The 6,079-nt window shown below is 35.7% G+C and carries 4 protein-coding genes; all 4 read left to right on the top strand.

Annotation, left to right across the window (positions count from 1 at the left end; genetic code table 11):
- Window positions 1-50 precede the first annotated feature (50 nt).
- Genes Q0A18_RS03625 through Q0A18_RS03610 form a run of 4 tightly spaced genes read left to right on the top strand, consistent with a single transcriptional unit; the run spans window position 51 to window position 6,019 of the window.
- Window positions 51-2,879, top strand: coding sequence for a TonB-dependent receptor (locus Q0A18_RS03625; RefSeq protein ID WP_292008812.1), 2,829 nt, complete (start codon window positions 51-53; stop codon window positions 2,877-2,879).
- A gap of 10 nt (window positions 2,880-2,889) precedes the next feature.
- Window positions 2,890-4,176 (top strand): DUF5690 family protein, encoded by a 1,287-nt coding sequence (locus Q0A18_RS03620; protein ID WP_292008811.1) that lies wholly within the window; start codon window positions 2,890-2,892, stop codon window positions 4,174-4,176.
- Window positions 4,177-4,193: 17 nt separating this feature from the next.
- Entirely contained in the window at window positions 4,194-5,351 is a 1,158-nt protein-coding gene (locus Q0A18_RS03615; RefSeq protein ID WP_292008810.1) for a TIGR03364 family FAD-dependent oxidoreductase, read from the top strand.
- Window positions 5,351-6,019, top strand: coding sequence for a phosphonatase-like hydrolase (locus Q0A18_RS03610; protein ID WP_292008809.1), 669 nt, complete (start codon window positions 5,351-5,353; stop codon window positions 6,017-6,019). The genes Q0A18_RS03615 and Q0A18_RS03610 overlap by 1 nt, the downstream gene beginning before the upstream one ends.
- Window positions 6,020-6,079 lie beyond the last annotated feature (60 nt).

Below are 6,079 nucleotides of genomic sequence, written 5' to 3'. Positions count from 1 at the left end.
ATATTAAAATTATTGACTTGTTTTGCACAGAAAGTTTAATATATGTAAATATGAAAGCAAAACCTAATTACTTTTTCACTTTTTTCCTGATTCTTCTTTCCCTCTCTTCTTTTGCACAAAAGTTCTCTGTTACCGGAGTGGTATTGGATGATAATCAACCTCTTCCCGGAGCAACTGTTTCCTTAAAAGGAGGCTCTAAGAGCACTGTCACCGACATTGAAGGAAAATTCTCTTTAAACGGTTTAAAATCAGGATCATACACTATAGAAATTGGGTATATTGGTTATCAGTCCAAAACCCTTCCGGTAGATCTTCGCTCTCATGAAGAAGTTAAAAATATAGGCTTTATTCAAATGACAGCCAAACAAAAAAGTATAGATGAAGTTGTCATGACTTCTACTTTAAAAAACAGTGAAGCAAGAGCTTTAAATCTCCAAAAAAATGCAGTAAACATAACCAATGTCATCGCGGCAGACGGAATTGGAAAATTACCGGACAGAAACGCAGCAGAAACCGTTCAGCGCGTTCAGGGAGTTTCTATTGAAAGAGATCAGGGTGAGGGAAGATTTGTATCATTAAGAGGGCTTCCTCCCTTTTGGGCATCTACAACCATTAACGGAAACCGCTTGCCGACTGCGGAGGAAGAAACAATCTCCCGAGCTACAGCCTTCGACTTTTTTCCAACTGAGCTGATTTCCTATGTCCATGTAAATAAATCTTTTACTCCGGATATGGAAGCTGACGGAATCGGTGGAGGGATTAACTTCATTACAAAAACCCCTCCCATGAAACACGAGCTAAAAATCACATTAGGAGCCGGTTACAATGCCAAAGCAGATAAAGGAATTTATAATTTGGGGTTGTTATATGGTGGCAGAACAAAGGATAAAAAGTTCGGATATTTATTTAATATAGCCCACTTTACAAGAAACTGGTCCACTGATAATTTTGAAGCCAGAAGAAGTGGTGACGAAGGGGTTTTCAGGATGGAATTAAGGGATTATAACGGAACCAGAAGCACGACAGGAATCAATACTGCTTTTGAATACGTTCTTTCTCCTAAGAGTACCCTTTACCTGAAAGGAATGTATGGAACACTAGCGGATGATGAAACCCATTATAAGCATAGGATACGATTTGATAAATTCAATTCGGATAATAATACGGCACGTGTTGAACTTCAGAATATCCACAATAAATTGATCACTCAGCTTACCTCTTTCTCTTTAGGCGGAAATCATCAGCTGAACAAAGGAAAAATCGACTGGGATCTTTCTTATTATGACAATGAATTTAAATATGGAAATATTCCTGACAAACAAAACAATTCTTACTATGTCGTAAAATTTACTCAATCCGGTGTGGGTATTAATCCTGATTATATCGCTGATCATGGAAACGGACCAAGAGCCTACTGGAAAGCCGACGGAGGTATACTTGATTATAAAAATACAGATGCATTATTTGGTTTTTACAGTGATCCGAATTTCAGAATGGACGCTTCTAAAATGAGCTTTACAGATATAGAGTTGTATAAAGTTTTTATTAAAGAAAAAGATAAGATAGTGGCAGCTTTCAATCACGAAATCAATGCTTCAGAAAAATTAACATTAAAATATGGGTTCAAATTCAGAGATAAGGAAAGGAACGCAAGATTCTCCGATATCTTTTATAATTGGAATAACGGGACAGCTCCTTTTTTATCCAGCTACGGACAATATATTATTACTCAGCCTAACGGTACTCAATATCTAAGTGAATTAAATGCCCATATAGGAAATACTTTCGGACCGGTTTTATCTACAGGAGGAATGAACCAATTCTGGTCTCAAAATCAATCTAATCTAGCCATAAATACTTCTGACTCGGAAGCTCTGGAATACAATAAAGCTTTAGGTAGAAACTTTGATGTCTTTGAAACTCATGCAGATGCTTATGGAATGGGAACTTACAAAATCAATGATAAAATTACCATCCTTGGAGGAATAAGATTATCTGATACCAGAACCAAAGTAAAAGGTTATAATGTAATCGAAAATACTTTAACTCCTGTAGAAAGCACAAAAAAATATCTTGCAGTTCTACCTATGTTGCATGTAAAATATACCCTGAATGATAAAACCAATCTCCGCTTTGCTCTTACAAGAACATTTTCAAGACCCAACTTTGGAGACATCACTCCCGGAGGAACTTATATAGAGGCCGATAATACTTATCAAGGAGGAAATCCAAATCTTAACCCTACTTATTCTCTTAACCTGGACCTCATGGGAGAATACTATTTTCCCAATGTAGGTATTCTCAGCGGAGGGCTTTTCTATAAATCCATTACTGATCCTATTTTTCAGGATTCTTTCATAGGTCCCTATAACGGAATTAACGGAGTACAGTTTTCTGCTCCTAATAACGGAAGTGCAGCATGGCTGGGAGGAATCGAACTTGGCATCAACAGAAGATTTGATTTCTTGCCGGGAATTTTACAATATTTCGGAGCACAGGTAAATGCTACTTTCATGACTTCTGAAATGGAAAAACCAAGTGGCAGAAAAGTGGCACTTCCTTATCAGGCCAACAATTTATATAATATCCAGCTCTTTTTTGAGAAAAAAGGATTCAACGCACGACTTGCTTTTAATTATAAAGGAAAATATGCTGTGGAATATGCAGAAGAAGATATCAATGACACTTATTATGGAAAATACAGCAGCCTTGACTTTGGAGCTTCTTATCAGGTCACCAAATACCTGACTTTATACACAGATCTCAACAACATTTTAAATAACCCGTTGATCTATCATTTCGGAAAAAACCAGGATCGCCCTGAACAGGTAGAATATTATGGAGTAAGAGGAAACCTGGGTATAAAACTTAATTTTTAATTCATTTTATATGGCTGATCTTATTAATAAAAAAACACAGGTTACCTTACAAGCCGCTTTCTTTGCTTTTGGTGTTTACTTCTGCATGTATGGATTCAGAAAACCATTTACCGTAGCTTCATTTGAAGGGATATCCTATTTCGGTGTAGATTATAAATTACTGATTATTATTGCACAGGTAATCGGTTATTTCATCTCTAAATTCATGGGCATCCGTTTTATTTCAGAATTAAAACCTGAAAAAAGAATGTTCTATTTATTCCTGTTTATAGGTATTGCAGAGCTGGCATTACTCGGCTTTGCTCTTGTTCCGCCACCTTATAATATTATTTTCATGTTTCTCAACGGTTTACCATTGGGAATGATCTGGGGAATTGTTTTTTCTTATATAGAAGGAAGAAAAACTACTGAAATTATAGGCCTTTTCCTATGCTCAAGCTTTGTTGTTTCCTCCGGATTCATGAAATCTACAGGAAAATATCTCATGGATCATTTCGGAGTTTCAGAATTTTGGATGCCTTTCGTATCCGGATTGATTTTTATCATTCCTCTATTTATTTTTGGATTTCTTCTGGAAAGAATTCCTAAACCCACTCAGGAAGATATTAAACTAAAAAGTAAAAGACAGCCACTTAACAGAATTGAAAGAAGAAGACTACTGCAGCGATTTTTAATTCCTATCATCTGTATTACCTTTTTATATGTAAGTCTCACTATTTTAAGGGATTTCAGAGATAATTTCAGTAGAGAAATATGGGACAGTATCAGTTCCAAAACAGACAGTTCCATTTTTACTTTAACAGAAATTCCCATCGCCATCATGGTTCTTATTATATTGAGTTTTATGGTTAAAGTAAAGGATAACAAAAAAGCCTTTAAGTTATACCATTACATTCTTTTACTTGGGATTTCCGTTGTAGGAATCTCAACCTATTTATTCACTGCCAGTCTGCTATCTCCTTTTGCATGGATGGTGCTCTCAGGTTTTGGAATGTATATTTGCTACATTCCTTTTAACGGAATTTATTTCGACCGGATGATCGCTGCATTCGAAATTAACGGGAATGTAGGTTTTCTGATTTACTTTGTGGATTCTTTCGGATATTTAGGCAGTGTGCTAATCTTATTATATAAAAACTTCGGTTCACCTCAGGTTTCATGGCTCAACTTTTATATAGGGCTTAATTACAGTATCGTTATTATTGTTTTAGTTGCTCTGATCATTGCTTTTTTAGCCTTTAAAAAAAAATTGAAACCTCAGCCTTATATCCATCTTGATCCTTCAAAAATTATATAAAGAAATTAAATTATAAAATGACAACAAAATTTGATCTAATCATCGTAGGAGGCGGAATTTTGGGAACATTCCATGCTTACCACGCTTTAAAAAAGAATCTTAAAGTAGCATTGCTGGAAAGAAATTCTTTACCGCAGGGAGCTACCGTAAGGAATTTCGGACAGGTAGTTCCGTCCGGTATGGATTTGAAATGGCAGAATTTCGGAAGAGAAAGCTTACATTTATATCAGGAATTACAGGCTCAGACAGACTTAACCATCCGCCAGCACGGGTCTGTTTATATCGCCTCTAATGATGAGGAAATGCAGCTCATCCAAGAGCTTCATGAGATTAATAAGCATAATGATTACGAATCTGTTCTTCTCACAAAAGGTGAATGCATAAAAAAATATGACGGACTACGTTCTGAGTATTGTAAAGGCGGTTTATTTTTTCCTCAGGAACTTTCTGTGGACTCTTCAGATATGATCGTTAAACTTCAGACTTTCCTAAAAGAAAAACTGAAACTTCAAATTTTCTATAACACTACTGTTATGGAGACTTTCGAAGATATTGACACTTGTACTGTTTTTACCACAGAGGGAAAAATCCTTAAGGCTTCAAAGATCATAATCTGTGGAGGGCATGAGTTTAAAACACTTTATCCCGATGTATTTAATGAGAGTGACCTGGAAGTCACCAAGCTGCAGATGCTCCAGACAAAACCTCAGGGAAAGTATTCTCTGAAGGGAAATATCTTGACAGGATTAACAATCAGAAGATATGAATCTTTCAGAGAATGCCCTTCTTACCAACAGATTAAGGCTAAAGAAGACAGTCTTTCTTTTGAAAAAAAATTCGGTGTCCATATTCTGTTTAAACAGGCTCTTGACGGTTCTGTCATTCTGGGTGATTCCCATGAATATGCTGATGCTAAAAATTCCGACACCTTGGGATATGATCTGAATATGGAAATTGACGAATTTATGATTAATGAAGCAAAAAAAATCATAGATCTTCCCACTTACGAAATTCAAAGAAGATGGTTTGGGGTTTATTCTCAATGTAAAAACCAGGATATTTTTGAATATGAACCTTCTCCCAACATCCATATCATAACCGGAATCGGAGGAAAAGGGATGACAGGCAGCGGAGGATTCTCGAAATTTAATATTGATAAAATATACTCAAAATAATGAAGAATATAGAATTATTGGTTCTTGATATGGCAGGAACCACCATTGATGAAGATAATGTAGTGTATAAAACACTAATGCAGACGGTAAACGATTCAGGATATAAGGTATCCCTGGAAAAGGTATTATCAAGCTGTGCAGGAAAAGAGAAATTTGAAGCCATTGGTGATCTTTTAAAGGAAATTGGGGGAAATGAAAAGCATACTCAATCAATTTTTGAGAAGTTTTCAGAAAAACTGAAAAGTGCTTATGAGAATTTAAATGTAAAGCCTATTAATGGCGTAGAAGATTTTTTACTGAATACAAGAGCCAAAAATAAAAAGATTGTTTTAAATACGGGCTATACGTCAGCAATCGCCATTCAGCTTTTGGAAAAGCTAGGCTGGAAAGAAAATCTTCATTATGACGCCTTAATTACAGCTGATGATGTTTCAGAAAGCCGGCCAAACCCTGAAATGATTCATCTTGCCATGAAGAAATTTAATATTCATGATCCTCAGCATGTTTTGAAAGCTGGAGATTCCGTCATCGACATTGAAGAAGGAAAAAACGCAGGCTGCGGAATTACTATTGGTGTTCTTTCCGGTGCTCAAAAAAAGTATGAATTGGTTCAAGCACATCCTGATTATATTTTTAATACCATTTCTGAGGCAGGAAAAATACTTTAACCCTATGGATTAATTCAGTTTTTTCTTATTGTTTAATTATTTATTAGTTAACATTCAGTT

The organism is Chryseobacterium sp. (assembly GCF_022712095.1).
Taxonomy (GTDB): domain Bacteria; phylum Bacteroidota; class Bacteroidia; order Flavobacteriales; family Weeksellaceae; genus Chryseobacterium.
The sequence above is the reverse complement of the archived record's forward strand: the minus strand, read 5'-3'. Positions and strand labels throughout refer to the sequence as shown.

Coding starts and splice junctions, on each gene's coding strand:
- Q0A18_RS03620 (WP_292008811.1), top strand. CDS start 2,890: ATGGCTGATCTTATTAATAAAAAAACACAGGTTACCTTACAAGCCGCT.
- Q0A18_RS03615 (WP_292008810.1), top strand. CDS start 4,194: ATGACAACAAAATTTGATCTAATCATCGTAGGAGGCGGAATTTTGGGA.
- Q0A18_RS03610 (WP_292008809.1), top strand. CDS start 5,351: ATGAAGAATATAGAATTATTGGTTCTTGATATGGCAGGAACCACCATT.
- Q0A18_RS03625 (WP_292008812.1), top strand. CDS start 51: ATGAAAGCAAAACCTAATTACTTTTTCACTTTTTTCCTGATTCTTCTT.